The organism is Bacillus sp. TL12 (genome assembly GCF_022625245.1).
Taxonomy (GTDB): domain Bacteria; phylum Bacillota; class Bacilli; order Bacillales; family Bacillaceae_G; genus Bacillus_A.
In genome coordinates, this window is record NZ_JAJJBY010000001.1 from 64,869 (window position 1) to 80,788 (window position 15,920).

At 36.8% G+C, this 15,920-nt stretch carries 17 protein-coding genes; 1 reads left to right on the forward strand and 16 read right to left on the reverse strand.

The features are described from left to right. Nucleotides 1-27: 27 nt before the first annotated feature. The 12 genes from recN to accB form a co-directional block, all read right to left on the reverse strand. A complete protein-coding gene (gene recN / locus LOK41_RS00360) occupies nucleotides 28-1,767 on the reverse strand; it encodes a DNA repair protein RecN (protein WP_241814926.1) in 1,740 nt (579 codons plus the stop codon). Between the two features lie 260 nt (nucleotides 1,768-2,027). Beyond that, the gene (gene argR, locus LOK41_RS00365) at nucleotides 2,028-2,477 is read right to left on the reverse strand and encodes an arginine repressor ArgR (protein WP_017150893.1); all 450 of its coding nucleotides are present in this window, start codon (nucleotides 2,475-2,477) and stop codon (nucleotides 2,028-2,030) included. Nucleotides 2,478-2,619: 142 nt separating this feature from the next. Next, nucleotides 2,620-3,459 (reverse strand): TlyA family RNA methyltransferase, encoded by an 840-nt coding sequence (locus LOK41_RS00370; RefSeq protein ID WP_241814722.1) that lies wholly within the window; start codon nucleotides 3,457-3,459, stop codon nucleotides 2,620-2,622. A gap of 3 nt (nucleotides 3,460-3,462) precedes the next feature. Continuing rightward, nucleotides 3,463-5,355, reverse strand: a complete 1,893-nt coding sequence (dxs, locus tag LOK41_RS00375; RefSeq protein WP_241814723.1) for a 1-deoxy-D-xylulose-5-phosphate synthase — start codon at nucleotides 5,353-5,355, stop codon at nucleotides 3,463-3,465. Nucleotides 5,356-5,707: 352 nt separating this feature from the next. Further along, nucleotides 5,708-6,601 (reverse strand): polyprenyl synthetase family protein, encoded by an 894-nt coding sequence (locus LOK41_RS00380; RefSeq protein WP_241814724.1) that lies wholly within the window; start codon nucleotides 6,599-6,601, stop codon nucleotides 5,708-5,710. Further along, nucleotides 6,601-6,831 (reverse strand): exodeoxyribonuclease VII small subunit, encoded by a 231-nt coding sequence (gene xseB, locus LOK41_RS00385; RefSeq protein ID WP_241814725.1) that lies wholly within the window; start codon nucleotides 6,829-6,831, stop codon nucleotides 6,601-6,603. The genes LOK41_RS00380 and xseB overlap by 1 nt, the downstream gene beginning before the upstream one ends. Next, complete coding sequence (gene xseA / locus LOK41_RS00390) at nucleotides 6,821-8,179, reverse strand: exodeoxyribonuclease VII large subunit (protein WP_241814726.1); 1,359 nt, start codon at nucleotides 8,177-8,179, stop codon at nucleotides 6,821-6,823. Before xseA ends, xseB begins: the two co-directional genes overlap by 11 nt. Before the next feature lie 26 nt (nucleotides 8,180-8,205). Continuing rightward, nucleotides 8,206-9,066, reverse strand: a complete 861-nt coding sequence (gene folD / locus LOK41_RS00395) for a bifunctional methylenetetrahydrofolate dehydrogenase/methenyltetrahydrofolate cyclohydrolase FolD (RefSeq protein ID WP_174099065.1) — start codon at nucleotides 9,064-9,066, stop codon at nucleotides 8,206-8,208. Between the two features lie 23 nt (nucleotides 9,067-9,089). Further along, nucleotides 9,090-9,482 carry a N utilization substance protein NusB gene (nusB, locus tag LOK41_RS00400; RefSeq protein WP_174099064.1) on the reverse strand — a complete coding sequence of 131 codons (393 nt, stop codon included), beginning with the start codon at nucleotides 9,480-9,482 and terminating at the stop codon, nucleotides 9,090-9,092. Nucleotides 9,483-9,828: 346 nt separating this feature from the next. Next, nucleotides 9,829-10,221: an Asp23/Gls24 family envelope stress response protein gene (locus LOK41_RS00405; RefSeq protein ID WP_017150885.1), complete on the reverse strand. Its 393-nt coding sequence runs from the start codon at nucleotides 10,219-10,221 to the stop codon at nucleotides 9,829-9,831. A 23-nt stretch (nucleotides 10,222-10,244) separates the two neighbouring features. After that, a complete protein-coding gene (gene accC / locus LOK41_RS00410; RefSeq protein WP_241814727.1) occupies nucleotides 10,245-11,597 on the reverse strand; it encodes an acetyl-CoA carboxylase biotin carboxylase subunit in 1,353 nt (450 codons plus the stop codon). 16 nt (nucleotides 11,598-11,613) lie between these two features. Continuing rightward, nucleotides 11,614-12,102, reverse strand: coding sequence for an acetyl-CoA carboxylase biotin carboxyl carrier protein (accB, locus tag LOK41_RS00415; RefSeq protein WP_241814728.1), 489 nt, complete (start codon nucleotides 12,100-12,102; stop codon nucleotides 11,614-11,616). A gap of 402 nt (nucleotides 12,103-12,504) precedes the next feature. Here accB and LOK41_RS00420 point away from each other — a divergent pair, with 402 nt between their 5' ends. Continuing rightward, complete coding sequence (locus LOK41_RS00420; RefSeq protein ID WP_241814729.1) at nucleotides 12,505-12,702, forward strand: DNA recombination protein RecO; 198 nt, start codon at nucleotides 12,505-12,507, stop codon at nucleotides 12,700-12,702. A gap of 91 nt (nucleotides 12,703-12,793) precedes the next feature. Here the strand turns inward: LOK41_RS00420 and LOK41_RS00425 are convergent, their stop codons facing one another. The 4 genes from LOK41_RS00425 to spoIIIAE are packed head-to-tail and all read right to left on the reverse strand — an operon-like array spanning nucleotide 12,794 to nucleotide 15,917. Then, complete coding sequence (locus LOK41_RS00425; RefSeq protein ID WP_241814730.1) at nucleotides 12,794-13,432, reverse strand: SpoIIIAH-like family protein; 639 nt, start codon at nucleotides 13,430-13,432, stop codon at nucleotides 12,794-12,796. A gap of 12 nt (nucleotides 13,433-13,444) precedes the next feature. Further along, complete coding sequence (spoIIIAG, locus tag LOK41_RS00430) at nucleotides 13,445-14,110, reverse strand: stage III sporulation protein AG (RefSeq protein ID WP_241814731.1); 666 nt, start codon at nucleotides 14,108-14,110, stop codon at nucleotides 13,445-13,447. Further along, on the reverse strand, nucleotides 14,100-14,732 hold the full coding sequence (gene spoIIIAF, locus LOK41_RS00435) for a stage III sporulation protein AF (RefSeq protein ID WP_241814732.1): 633 nt from the start codon (nucleotides 14,730-14,732) through the stop codon (nucleotides 14,100-14,102). The genes spoIIIAG and spoIIIAF overlap by 11 nt, the downstream gene beginning before the upstream one ends. 12 nt (nucleotides 14,733-14,744) lie before the next feature. After that, on the reverse strand, nucleotides 14,745-15,917 hold the full coding sequence (gene spoIIIAE, locus LOK41_RS00440; RefSeq protein ID WP_174099058.1) for a stage III sporulation protein AE: 1,173 nt from the start codon (nucleotides 15,915-15,917) through the stop codon (nucleotides 14,745-14,747). Nucleotides 15,918-15,920 lie beyond the last annotated feature (3 nt).

Here is a 15,920-nt window from a genome sequence, read left to right on the forward strand (position 1 = left end):
TCATCATTTGAACAAAAAAGCTATCCATTATTGGATAGCCTCTGCTGTCTGTTTAAAATGATGTGCTTGCGTAAGTAACTCTTTTGCATGTTCCGTCGTTAAATCGGTAATTTCCACGCCAGAAATCATTCGAGCAATCTCCGTTACCTTATCCTCTGTACTTAATACAGTAACTGATGTAATCGTCCGATCATTTGCAACTTGTTTGCGGATAAATAAATGCGAATCCGCCATCGACGCTACTTGAGGTAAGTGCGTAATACAAAGTACTTGTGAGTTTACAGATACACGATAAATTTTTTCCGCAATCGCTTGTGCCACTCGACCACTTACGCCTGTATCTACTTCATCAAAAATAACAGATGCAACACCTTGATGCTTAGAAAAAATGCTTTTCAAAGCTAAAATAATGCGGGATAATTCTCCGCCAGAAGCTACTTTTGAAAGTGGTTTTAAAGGTTCACCTGGATTTGTTGAAATATAAAATTCCACATAATCATAGCCATCTACCGTAAGTTTCACTGGCGTCCCATCTACAAGCGGATCATCCATAATTCCAGCTCTTTTCGCAATCCTCACTTCAAATTTTGTTTTTTCCATATACAGTTCTTTTAATTCTTGGTGGATTGCGTTCGTAAGATGATCTGCAAGCTGATGGCGCATATTACTCAACATCGTTGCTTCTTTCAAAATCACGCTTTCTAATTCTTTTAATTTCTTTTTCGTCGTTTCAATATGTACATCTTTATTTTCAATTGTAAAAATTTCCTGCTCTATTTTATCAGCATACGCTAAAATCTCTTCTACAGTATTTCCATACTTTCTCTTAAGCATACGAATTTCATTTAAACGCGTTTCAATTTCATCTAAACGATTCGGGTCATACTCCATCATATCTAACTTTTCCCGAAGCTGATAGGCAACCTCTTCTAATAAGTAGTAGCTATTCGCAATCGAATCATGATTCTCTTGATACGCCTCATCTAGGTGCGTAATACTCTCCATTTGTCCCATTGCATTTCGTACATGGTCAAGTCCGCTACCATCTTCACTTAATGCACGATATGCATCACCCAGCGCTTTATAAATTTTTTCGAAATTTGAGATTTTTAATCTCTCTTCCGTCAATTCATTTTCTTCATCAGCTTTCAAATCTGCTTTACGAATTTCTTCGTGCTGGAATTGAATTAAATCTAACCGATGGGCCATCTGTTGCTCATTCTCTGTTAAAGATTTCAGTTGTTTTTTTAACTGCTCATATTCACCGTATACATCTTGATATATTTCTAATTGATTCGTAATCCGATCTCCATCGAAATGATCAAGCATAAACAAATGGCGTTCCTCATTCATCAAATCTTGGGTTTCATGCTGTCCATGAATATCGACAAGCGTTTTGCCAATTTCTTTTAATATACTCAATGTAACAAGCTTACCATTTACACGGCATACACTTTTTCCATTCGCAGCAATGTCACGCTTTAAAATGATCATCCCATCTTCAATTTCAATATCCAGCTCTTTAGCCTTCGCAATACACGGATGTCTATCATCCTCTATATAAAATAATCCTTCAATTTCAGCTTTCTCTGTTCCGTATCTAACAAACTCTGCTGAACCACGGCCACCAACAAGTAAGCTAATTGCATCAATAATAATTGATTTCCCAGCACCTGTTTCACCACTCAAAACCGTTAAACCTTTTTGAAAAGAAATATTTAATGACTCAATAATAGCAAAGTTTCTAATCGATAATTCCGATAACAATGCCCCATTCACCTCGTTATAAACTAATCCCCTACTAAGTGCTTTCATTACAAACTTTTCACTCAAGTAGTTATTGTATGTATCGTTTACTCTTCTAGACCGCTCCATTGTACCAAACATTTGTTTTACGGGTCAATCCATCGATTTCCTCATTTCACTCTAAAAAATACTATATCTCACTTCACACTCATCCATTTCTCCTAACAAAAAAATATCTTGTTTACTTTTTGCTTTTAGCAAAAAAGTAAACAAGATCCTTTTTACAACATATTCAAGAACCGATCTGATACAAAACCTGTATCTTCAGGCGTACGGCAAATGATTAAGCAAGTATCATCACCACAAATAGTTCCAATAATCTCATCCCATTCTAAATGATCAATAAGTGCTCCAAGCGCGTGCGCGTTACCAGGTAGTGTTTTTAACACCAGCATATGTCCTGCTGTGTCTAACTTTACAAACGAATCAACTAGATTACGTTTTAATTTTTGCAGTGGATTAAATCGTTGATCTGCTGGTAAGCTATATTTATAGCGACCATCATGCAATGGCACTTTTACTAAGTGCAACTCTTTAATGTCACGCGATACAGTTGCTTGCGTTACATTAAAGCCTTCATTACGTAAAATATCAACTAGTTCATCTTGCGTTTCAATTTCTTTATTCGCGATAATTTCTCTGATTTTAATATGGCGCTGACCTTTATTCATACATTTGCACCTCACACTATCTCTTACCATAGTTTAAACATTGGTATACTTCACTTATTTATGTTAACTTATAATCGTTTACTTGTACATAATTGTTTTTACAATCATTATACAATTCCAGCAAAAAGAGGAACAACAACAGTTATTCCCCTTTCCCTTTTTGTTTTAAAATTTCATGAGCTTCTGCTACCACTTGTCTTGCAGAAACTAGAGAATGATTCGCACCACTCTCGCGCTCTCCATGCCATTTTAAATGAATTAAAAACTCAATATTTCCGTCCCCACCTGTAATTGGAGAGAATGTTAAGTTTTCAACATCATATCCTTCTTTTATTGCGAAATCAACGATCATTTCTACGACAGCTTCATGAACTTTACGATCACGAACAATGCCTTTATTCCCAACTTGCTCTCTTCCAGCTTCAAATTGTGGTTTAATTAAAGCCGCAACATCACCATTTGGAGTCAATATCGTTTTTAAGACCGGAAGAATTAATTTTAATGATATAAATGAAACATCAATGCTAGCAAACTGCGGCAAACCACGCTCTAAATCAGCCGGTGTTACATAACGAAAATTCGTTCGCTCCATAACAACAACGCGCTCATCTTGACGCAATTTCCAAGCAAGTTGATTGTAACCTACATCTAAAGCATAAGATAGCTTTGCACCATTTTGCAACGCACAATCTGTAAAGCCACCAGTTGATGAACCAATGTCTAACATAATTTTATCTTGTAAATCAAGATGAAAAGTCTCTAATGCCTTCTCTAACTTATAACCACCGCGGCTCACATATGGCATAACTTGTCCTTTTACCGTAATCGGTGTATCTTGTGGAATTTTTTCCCCTGGCTTATCGAGCCTCATTTCATTTGCATATACAAGTCCCGCCATAACAGCGCGTTTTGCCTTTTCACGCGTTTCTATAAGCCCTCGTTCTACTAATAGTACATCTACTCTTTCTTTTTTTACACTCATTTGTTACGCCCTTTTTTGTTTTGATGGAATCATTGTATGAATACGGTCCACAACAGCATCTGTCGTTAAACCAATTTCTTCTAATAGCTTTGTAACACTACCATGCTCAATGAAATGATCCGGAATACCCATTCGTTCAATTAAATTGCTATGATACCCATGGTCAGTAGCAAATTCAACTACACCTGTTCCAAATCCACCAATTAAGCAAGCTTCTTCAATGGTTAAAATTGGCATATTCTTACCTAAAAGTTCATGTAAATACGTTTCATCCATCGGCTTAATAAAGCGAGCGTTTACTACTTTCACTGAAATACCAGCCTTTTCAAGACGCTCCGCTGCTTCCATCGCCATCGAAATCGTTGTACCAAACGTTAAAATTGCCGCTTGCGTGCCTTCTTTTAACGTTTCCCATGTCCCAATTGGAATAGCCTGCAATTCGTCATCCATTGGAACGCCAAGCCCATTTCCACGTGGATAACGCAGAGCAATTGGACCATCTTCATATTGCATTGCCGTGTACACTAAATGCTGACCTTCATTTTCATCTTTCGGCATCATGAGCACCATATTCGGCAAGTGACGTAAAAACGCAATATCAAATACACCTTGATGCGTTTCACCATCCGCTCCAACTAGTCCTGCACGGTCAATTCCAATGAAGACATTTAAATTTTGACGACATATATCATGAACAACTTGATCATATGCCCGTTGCAGGAATGTTGAATAAATTGCTAAAAACGGCTTCATTCCTTGCGTTGCCATTCCAGCCGCCATTGTTGTCGCATGCTGCTCAGCAATCCCAACATCAATCATACGATTTGGAAATTCTTGATGAAATTTCTCAAGTTTAGATCCAACTGGCATCGCTGGTGTAATAGCTACAATCCGCTCGTCCGTCCTTGCAAGCTTACGAACTGTCTCACTCACAACGGCACTCCATGCTGGTGCAACTTCTTTCGGCTTCACAAAATCACCAGATTCGATTTTATATGGACCTGTTCCATGCCAAGTTCCAATTACATCGCTCTCTGCTGGTTTATAGCCTTTTCCCTTTTTCGTAATCACATGAACAAGTACCGGGCCTTTTGTTTTCTTTGCATATTGAAGCGTTTCAAATAGGTTTTCATAACTATGTCCATCCACAGGACCTAAATATGTAAACCCTAACTCTTCAAAAAAGACACCTGATACAAGCAAATATTTTAAGCTATCTTTTACTTTTTCTGCTGTTGCTGCAACTTTCCCGCCAACTGCTGGGATTTTCTTGAGTAAATATTCTAACTCGTCTTTCACCCATTGATATTTTCCAGCAGTACGCAGACGGCCTAGAACATTATGAAGAGCGCCAACATTCGGAGCAATCGACATTTCATTATCATTTAAGATAACAATCATATCTGTTTTTTCATGCCCAATATGGTTTAATGCTTCTAAAGCCATTCCACCAGTCAAAGCACCATCCCCAATAATTGGTATAACACACTCTTTCGTTTTCTTTAAATCACGCGCTAGAGCCATTCCCATTGCAGCGGATAATGAAGTCGAACTATGACCTGTTTCCCATACATCATGCTCACTTTCACAGCGCTTCGGGAAACCACATAGGCCTTTATATTGTCTTAATGTGCCAAACTCTTTTGCACGCCCTGTTAAAATTTTATGCACATAGGATTGATGTCCTACATCCCATAAAAATTTATCTTTTGGACTATCGAATAATTTATGCAGAGCAATTGTGAGTTCTACTACACCTAAGTTAGGAGCAATATGTCCACCCGTTTGAGAGAGCTCTTCAATTAAAAACTTCCGAATATCCTCACTCAATGCCTCTAGTTCACTGATAGACATATCTTTCAAAAAACTAGGGTTTTGAATTTGCGTTAGATCCACATGGATCACTCACTTTCGTTTCATAATCTGTCAACATGTCAAATACTGTGAAAAATATTTGCACAATACAAGAAATTCTTCAATATCTTTCCTATTACGCTCTATTCTATCGTGCTTGAACAGACAATCTGCCATCTTTCTCTACGTTCTTAGAAAGCGAAATATGCCTTTCAGCTAAGAAGCCGTCAGTTATCGTCTCTTCTCTATCCGATGAAAAAAAGAGCCGCTAACACAAAGTGATAACGGCAACGTAATCTAGATATATTTTTGCCAATAACGAGTAAAGAAAAACCTTTTTCTACATTTATACCACAAAATGATAAATGACTCAACAAATGAAAACGCTCTTACATTAGTTATTACGCTTTGCGATTAAATCACAAATAGATAATAAATGCTCATCTTGTAATTGTAAAGATGCAATCGCATCTTTCGCTTTGACAATTGTTTCTTCTAAGATACATTTTGCCTCATCTATAGTAAATAACGTCGTATATGTACTTTTTTCATTGAAAGCGTCACTACCAATAGGTTTTCCGATTTCTTCTTCTGTACCTTCTACATCTAAAATATCATCTCGAATTTGGAAAGCCAGACCAATATATTTTGCAAATGCAAGTAGTTTTTTCTCTTGTTCTGGTGTTGCTCCTGCAAGTATAGCTCCTGCAAGCACAGCATATTCTAATAATCGTCCTGTTTTGTGCTTATGAATATATTCTAATTCTCTAAGCGTAAGCTGCTTTCCTTCCGCTTCCATATCTGCTACTTGTCCAGCAACCATCCCTTCTGGCCCAGCTGCTTTTGCAAGTTCAAGAGCAAGTCTTAGCTTTGTTTCTGTAGAAACATCTTGATGATCGTACGCTGTCACTGCCTGAAAAGCATATGTCAACAAGCCATCTCCTGCTAAAACGGCCATCGCTTCACCAAACACTTTATGGTTTGTTGGTTTTCCTCGTCTTAAATCATCATCATCCATACATGGTAAATCATCGTGAATTAACGAATATGTGTGAATCATTTCAAGAGCACAAGCTGCTCCTATACCTAATTCTCTTTCTTTTTCAAACGCTTGCAACGTTGCAAATAAAAGTAACGGACGGAGACGTTTTCCGCCCGCTTCCAATGAATATATCATCGCTTCGCGAAGTACATTTGGACATTGTAATTGATTTGCATAGCGCACAAGCTGCTCCTCAACGAAAGCTTTACTCTCTTTCACAAAAGCATCAAAAGCTACATATGCCACTATGCTTCATCTCCTACAGCAGTAAATGGTTTAAGTTCTCCATCCTCTCCAAGGATAACTGCCATTTGTTCTTGAACATCTTTTAATTTCTCATCACATAGCTTAGATAACTCCATACCTTCTTTAAAATATGAAATTGCCTCTTCTAATGGAACATCACCTTGTTCAAGCTTAGAAACAAGTTGTTCAAGCTGAGAAATCGCTTCTTCAAAACTTAATTTATTTTCCATTGTTCAATTCACGCTCCTCTATGCCCGATACATTACAATCTAACACTCCATCTTGTAATTGTACGGAAACACCCTCACCAAGGCTAACATCTTTCACGCTTTTTAACACTTTCTTTTTCTCGCTATATACGAGCCCATATCCCCTCATCATTACTTTAAGTGGACTAAGTGCTTCTAGTTGCTGAGCCGCCCTCATAAAAGTAAACTCTTTCGTTTGCAGCAATGTTTGCATTTCACGTTGTAATTGCTTTTGCAACGTTTCTACCCTTGTCTTCGTTTGCAAAATTTTTTGAGATGGATGATGCTTCTCAACATAAAATGAGAGCTGTTTCAATTGATTTACCTTTTTCTCTATATAACGTTCTTTTGCTAAAATAAGCTGTTCAAGAGTGCGATCTAACTGCTCTTCTTTTTGCTCGTACACTTGCTTTGGATAACGAAATGCATACGATTTTTGAAGGGTTTGCAGTTGTTCTTGCTTTTTATGTAACATCTCTCGCATTGCTCTTTGCATACGAAGAGTTCTTTGTAACACTTTCTCTTGTAATTCAAGTATATTCGGTGCTGCAAGTTCTGCTGCCGCCGTTGGAGTTGGCGCACGTAAATCGGCTACAAAATCAGCAATTGTAAAGTCCGTTTCATGTCCAACAGCTGAAATGATTGGAATTTCACTTGAAAAAATCGCCCGTGCAACACTTTCTTCATTAAAGGCCCATAGTTCTTCAATAGAACCACCCCCACGACCAACAATCAATACATCTATCTCTTTCATCTCATTCGCTGTTTGAATCGCTTGTACAATTGAGGGAGCCGCAGACTCCCCTTGTACAAGTACCGGAAATACAATCACATCCCCAATTGGATAACGGCGTTTAATTGTCGTTATAATATCTCGAATCGCAGCTCCTGTTGGTGATGTAATGACACCAATTGTTTTGGCATAGGCAGGAATTGGTTGTTTATAAACTTGAGAAAACAGCCCTTCCTCCTCTAATCGAACCTTTAATTGCTCGTAAGCTAAGTGAAGATTCCCAATCCCATCAGGCTGCATATCCTGAATATAAATCTGATAGGAACCACTCGCTTCATAGACAGAAATTTTCCCTTTTACAAGTACCTTCATTCCATCTTCTGGTCTAAACTTTATATTACGATTATGCCCCGCAAACATAACCGCTGCTATCCTTGCATTTTCATCCTTTAATGTGAAATACATATGGCCACGGCTATGATATTTAAAGTTTGAAATTTCTCCTTTTAACCAAACAGACTGTAGATGCGGGTCATACTCTATTTTTGTTTTTATATAGCGTGTTAATGCTGTAACGGTTAAATATTGCTTTTCCATCTCTCTCTCCTCATAGCCGATTCAAATTATTTACAAACAACCCCTGCACGTTTTGCAGATTCAACTGTATTATGAAGGAGCATTGTAATTGTCATCGGGCCGACTCCTTTTGGTACTGGTGTAATATAGCCTGCGATATCCAGTACATTATCAAAATCAACATCACCGCATAGTTTTCCTGTTTCTAAGCGATTGACGCCAACATCAATTACAACTGCACCTTCTTTTATATAGTCAGCTGTTACCATTTTTGGTCTTCCAACAGCTACAATTAAAATGTCAGCTAACTTTGATAATTCTTTTATATTCTTCGTTTTGGAGTGACAGTATGTTACAGTTGCATTTTCATTTAAAAATAGCTGTCCCACTGGTTTCCCAACGATATTACTTCTTCCAATCACCACAACATGTTTTCCTGAAATATCAAGATTTGTTTCTTTTACTAATTCCACGATGCCATGCGGTGTACACGGAAGGAATGTATCTTGACCTGTCATCATACGGCCAACGCTGATTGGATGGAATCCATCTACATCCTTTTCAGGTGAAATTCTTTCAATGATAGCTTTCTCTTCAATATGTTTCGGTAAAGGTAATTGTACTAATATTCCATTAATACGGTCATCCTCATTTAAGCGATCGATTTCAGCTAACAAACGCTCTTCTGTAATTGTATCTGGAAACTCAATTAACTCTGAATAAATCCCAACTTGTTCACAGCCCTTTTCTTTTCCTTTTACATAAGAACGAGATGCTGGATCTTCTCCAACTAAAATAACTGCTAATCCTGGTACAATCCCTTGCTCTTTCAATTTCACAACTTCTTCTTTTAATTGTGCTCGTTTTTTCTCCGCAACTTCATTTCCTTTGATGATTACTGCTACCATTTTAAGATTCCCCCTTAAAGAAATTAAATTGTGTCTTTTATATTAGATAAAACGCCGTTTATAAAACGACGAGATTCCTCATCCCCAAATGTTTTTGCAATTTCAATTGCTTCATTAATTGTTACATTGTGTGGAATTTCTTCCATGTACTTCATTTCATACACAGCTAGACGTAAAATACTGCGGTCCACAATACTAATACGTTCTAATTTCCACTTTTTTAAATTTTGACGAATTGCTTCATCAATTGTTTCTTTATGTTCTACAAAACCAACAACAAGTGAATCTAAAAACTCATTTGTTTCTTCGCCTTCTTCTAGCGTATTTTCCACCGCTACTTTTGGCTCTAATTCTCCAGTAATGTCCATTTGATATAATGCTTGCATGGCTCTTTCTCTAGCCGTCCTACGTTTCATTGTAACTCTCCTTTATACTTCAAGTCTTTCCTTATGTTTTGTTATATTATTATAATTTATAAGCCGTCAATTTACTTACTCTTACAGTTTTCATTGATTTTTCAACCTTATAATACAATGATAATAACACAATTTATCGTTTCATACACGAGTTACAAGGCTGAAAAATAATAAAAAGATTAACTTCAAGTTCCATATCCTATCACAATGTACGTTTTTTGGAAAAACACATCACTTCTTTTTTATATTCTTTATTTTTAAAATAGTATAATAATTAGAAAGTTTTGTGCATGAAGAGATGAAACGAGAAAAAAGGTGCCCATTTGACAAGGCACCTTCCCATTTTTTACACTGGCTCGATTTCTGTTTTTTGCGTTTCGAATGTTACTCCAACGATGTGAACATTCACTTCTTTCGGCTCAAGACCCGTCATTGTAAAGAGTGCTTGGCGAATATTATCTTGAATTTTTTGTGCAACAACTGGGATCGCTACACCAAAATACATGACAACATAAACATCAACGATAATATCGTCGTTTACTAATTCAACCTTCACGCCTTTACCGTGATTTTTCTTCCCTAACTTCTCAACAACATCTGTAGCAAAGTTACCACGCATTGCTGCTACACCATCTACTTCAGCAGCAGCGATGCCTGCAATTACTTCAATTACTTCTGGTGCAATTTCTACTTTTCCAAGGGTTGTATCTTGACCCATATCTAACATATGTTCAGCCATGAAAAAAACCTCCTTTAAATGTATCACTGCGTCACAAGTTCATGCTCTTCCAAGAATTTCGTATTAAATTCCCCTTTTATAAAGTCAGGATGATCTAGCAATTGTAAATGGAACGGGATTGTCGTATGTACGCCTTCAATGACAAATTCACTAAGTGCTCGCTTCATTTTTGCAATTGCTTCTTCACGTGTTTTCCCATGAACAATTAATTTTGCAATCATTGAATCATAAAAAGGTGGTATTGAATATCCAGGATAAACAGCTGAATCGACGCGAATACCATATCCTCCTGGCGGTAAATACATTTCTACCTTACCTGGAGACGGCATAAAGTTTTTGGCAGGGTTTTCCGCATTAATTCGACATTCCATTGCCCAACCGTTAAATTTTACTTCTTCTTGCTGTAACGATAGTGTTTCTCCAGAAGCAACACGAATCTGTTCTTTAATTAAATCCACCCCTGTTACTAGCTCTGTAACTGGATGTTCTACTTGAATTCGTGTGTTCATTTCCATAAAGTAAAAACTTTTCGTTTTATATTCATAAATAAACTCAACCGTACCAGCACCTGTATAATCAACTGCTACCGCTGCTTTTACTGCCGCTTCACCCATTTCCTTGCGAACGTTGGCATCAAGTGCAGGCGAAGGACTTTCTTCTATCAATTTTTGCAAACGGCGCTGAATTGTACAATCACGCTCTCCTAAATGAATCGCATTGCCATGTGTATCTGCCATTATTTGAATCTCAACATGGCGGAAATCTTCAACGTACTTTTCTAAGTATACACCAGGGTTTCCAAAAGCGGTACTAGCTTCTTGCTGTGTAATTTGAATTCCTTTTACAAGCGCCTCTTCATCGCGAGCAACACGAATTCCTTTTCCGCCGCCACCCGCAGTTGCTTTAATAATGACCGGATATCCAATTTGATTTGCAAGTTCTATCGCTTCTTCTGTATTTTTTATAATTCCTTGTGAACCTGGTACAATCGGAACCCCTGCTTCTTTCATTGTATCACGAGCAACGTCTTTTGTACCCATTTTTGAAATTGCCTCAGGACTAGGACCAATAAAAATTAAATTACACTCACAGCATAGTTCTGCAAAATCTGCATTCTCCGCTAAAAATCCATAACCAGGATGAATTGCATCACAGCCTGTTAATTTTGCAACGCTTATAATATTTGTCAAATTTAAATAGCTTTCTTTCGACAGTGTCGGTCCAACGCAATACGCCTCATCTGCGATTTGCACATGAAGTGATTCTTTATCTGCTTCTGAATAAATAGCTACTGTTTCAATATTCATTTCTTTACAAGCACGAATAATTCGTACAGCAATTTCCCCACGATTGGCTATTAATACTTTTTTTATCATCACAAAGACTCCCTTATTACGCTTTTACAAGAAATAGCGGTTGTCCATACTCAACAAGTTGTCCGTTGTTAACAAGAATTTCAACAATTTCTCCAGTTACTTCTGCTTCAATTTCATTAAAGAGCTTCATCGCTTCAACAATACAAACAACTTTCCCTTCTGAAACACGATCACCAACGCTTACATATGCAGGCGTATCAGGCGAAGAAGAAGCGTAGAATGTTCCAACCATCGGTGATGTAATTTTATGTAAATTCTCATCTTGAACAATTTTCTTTTCTTCTTGCTTCGGTACTTCTACTTGCGCCGCTGCTACCGTCGTTTCAAGTTCTACTGCTGGCATTTGTAATGCTGCTTTTGCCGCTGGAGCTGCTTGCACAGAAACAACTTCATTACCACGTTTTTTCATTTTTATTGTGGTACCATCTTTTTTGTATTCAAATTCATCAATGTTAGAGCTATCAATTAACTTAATTAATTCACGAACTTCTTGAATTTTAAACATGTAAAATCCACTCCCATACACTTGTTTGTCTCGCTCTTACAGATACGAACATATAAAAAAGCTACGTTGTCTGTAAAGATACGATTCATCCTACTAGAAAAATTATTCCTATCACATTTTCTAATAGAAACTTTTACTACTCTCATCTTACGATAAATATTTTCAACATTCCAATTTATATTTCTTTACGATAAATCGAAATTCCTGTAAAAATATTATTTCGATAAAAAATTGTCACCTAGTAATAATACCAAGTTTCACTCGAAATTGGCAAGACCACTGCATAAAAAAACATATTTTTACCAAATATTATTTTTTTATTTACAAGCCGTTCATCCTACCTTCACATACGAATAGTATGTTCAAAGTATAGTAAATTATCTTGTAGTGAGGTGCAGAAATATGATATGGCTCATCTTGTTCGTACCAGCTGTATTGATCTGGCTCATCATTGTCTTTACTCATATAAAATATGGAAAAGGCAATCACCATTACCACGAACCTTTAATTTTTCACTCTCAGCGTATTTCTCCTTTCCCTATAGAAAACATTACAGCCACTCAAAAAGCTGAAACAGAAAAAAGCTATCGAAAACGATAGCCTTTTTTCTGTTTCCCCATTGTCCACGAATAGGAATCCGCCTAACTTATCACCATTCGCAATGCGTATTTAAAACTAGCGGATATATATTTTATTTTGCTGGATCGAACTTGACACCTACATCTTTGGAGCCTGCTTCAGCGCGAACAAGTTGGATAATTTTATTTGCTTCTTTTTGGGAATGTTTCGTAGCTTTTACTGTCACTTTAATATCCTCTCCATCCGCCCTTACAAGAGCATCTTTATAGCCACCTTGTGATTTAATTACTGTTTCAAGTAATCCTTCTTTTGTTTCCATTTTATCGATTGCGTTCAATTGATCTTTCGCTTTACTTATTTCTTCAGCAGAAGATTTTGTTGATTTCATAACTTCTTGTAATTTTTCTTTCTCTGCACTGCGTTGGTCTTCCATTTTTAAACGTAGTGCTGTAAAATTCTCATCACTTGATTGAACCGTTACATTACTTTCCTTTTTACCTGTTTCCTTTTTACTATCATCTTTTTTCTCTGTTTCTTTCGTTGTTTCTTTTGAAGTAGCTTCCTTATTTGATGTTTCCTTTGTCGTTTCTTTCGTCACTTCTTTTTCAACACCCTGCTTTTCTTGTCCAACCTTTTCACCTACTGTCGGTGTTGCAGTATTCATTTTTTCAGGTGTTGTAACATAGTATACGGATAGCACAACTACTAAACTTAGCATTGTTAATAACCAAACTGTTTGTTTTTTTAACACTTTAGTTCCTCCCTAACCCTTTTTTGGTAGTACCGCTACGCGGTGAGATGGTACATCAAGCATACGCGTCACCGCTTCTTTCACCATTGCTTTTATTTGTATATTATCCACTCCTTTTGCTACGACAAGGACACCTCGTACTTTCGGTTTCTCTGTTCGCAGTACAATCGGAGTTTCTTTGTCACCTTCACGTATAATCACTGTTTTTTCATCAGTTGATTCATCTTCAACTTCCCTTTTGCCTCCAGTTTTATCTGTTTCCCCTGTTGTTTGTGATCGTTTTACAATATTTTTTTCAAGTATTTTTTGTTCAGATGAATCTAAATTCACTTCAATAGATACATCTTTTACCCCTGTTATATCTTCTAATGAAGATTTCAATTCTTGTTCATATGCTTTTTCATATTTTTCTATAATTGACATATTATCGTTATTCTTTTGTCCAAAGGTTGGCACATCTTTTCCTGTATCTTGACTTGTCTTTTCTTTAAACACAGGCAATTCTTCTTTTTTCGGCCCAAAGAAATTACTAGAAAACATAAGTAACATTCCAAGTATGAGTAGGACAAGCAAAAATTTCGGTGTTACCTTTTTTCCCTTCTCCTTATCGTCTTTTTCGTTCCCTTTTAATAAGTTGCGAAAAAATGAGAATTTCGAATTTTTATGTTTATTGTCCATTTACTCTACCTGTCCCCCCTTCCATTTGAACTTGGATTTGTTTATCCTCTAGTTGCCACCTGCTTGAAAAGAACTCTTTCATTTCTACGTTTGTTTCTTCCGAAGTTTTTCGTGGTTCTTTCGTATCAATTTCAATTGGTTTTACTGTTTCAATTGCATCATTTTTCTTCGGTTCAGTTTCTTTTAATGTCACAATAACAGATTGAATATCCTTCGCTGTTTTTACTTCTTCCTTCGTTTCTGCTGCGATTACTTTTATTTCAGACACTGTCACGCCATACTTTTTCTCAAATTCTTTTCCAACTTCTTTTTTCATTTTGACAGCCATCTCTTCTAAACTATATGCACGTGTTAGGGCTTGTATTTCTTTTTTCTTTTCATCAATTGAATTTTTTATTGATCCGTCCGCTACGTATTTTTCTTGATTAAAATTCGCAATCACTTCATTTACATCTGTTTGTAACAACTTAAATAGCGGCGTTAAGATTAAAACAACTAACAGTAAGCTCACGACAAACTTGACATACTTTTGTAAATTTGAGTTAGGAAGGATAAGATGCAGCATCGTCGCTAAGAGTAAAAATACGATAATATTTCGAATCCACTCTGTAATAAATTGCATACCCGTCACCTCCTATCGCATCATAAGGGTAATATTTCCCGCGGCAATAATAATGGTAATGCTTAAAAAGAACATAAAAGATACGATAGCTAAGCAGGCAAATACATAAATGATACTTCGTCCTATAATATCTAAACATTTAATAATAGCTCCGCCGCCAACCGGCTGTAGTACTGCCGCTGCGAATTTATAAATAAACGCGATACAAAAAATTTGAATCGCCGGAAAAGCAACGATTAAACATAAGATAACAAGTCCGATAATCCCGACCGTATTCTTTAACAATCCAGAGGCGCTAATAACAGTATCCGCCGCTTCTGTAAACATCCGGCCTACCACAGGAATAAAATTCCCCGTTACAAACTTTGCTGTTTTAACAGCTATCCCATCAGCAACTGCTGTTGCTGTCCCTTGTACAGATAATACGCCTAGAAAAATTGTTAGAAAGATACCAATGATCCCAACGCTTACATTTTGCAGGAGCTTGGACAATTTCGTAACTTTATATTGATCACTCATTGTACTTACAATGCTTAAGATGGTCGCTAGTAATAAAAGTGGAAGTACAATATAATTCATGAGCAGCCCACTTGTATTCATTAAAAAAATGATAATCGGATGGAAGAATGATACGGATACAACACCGCCCCCTGTCGCTATGAGTGCTAGAAGAATAGGAAGTAGCGCTAATATAAAATCTACCATTGTTTGAATCGTTTCTCGTGCATACGTCATTACGACATAAAAACTATTTAAAGCAAAAATAATGAGCACCATGTATACAACTGCATCTGCAATTTTACTAACGCTACTCTTTGAAAAAGCTGATTGTAGAGACTGTAATAACGCGCTAAAAATTGTCAGCATAATGAGCGTTCCGAGTAACTTTCCATTTGCAACAAGCTCATGAAATAAATATTTTAATAATCCTACCATCCATTCTTTTATAGAAAATTCCTTTTCACCCTTTACAAATTCCATAAAACTTCCCTTTTGACTCTCTGGTAAATAGCCTCCATACTTTGTGACAAGCCCGTCCCAAAACTGCTTCACATCTTCAATCCCTAATTTATCCAATTGCTGATCCACCACGTTTTGTTCTACAGGAGAAGCTTGTACGACAATTGGTAAAGAAAAGAAAAGGAAGCAAGCAAACAGCAGCTTAGCTCCAAACCTTCGCAACATTCA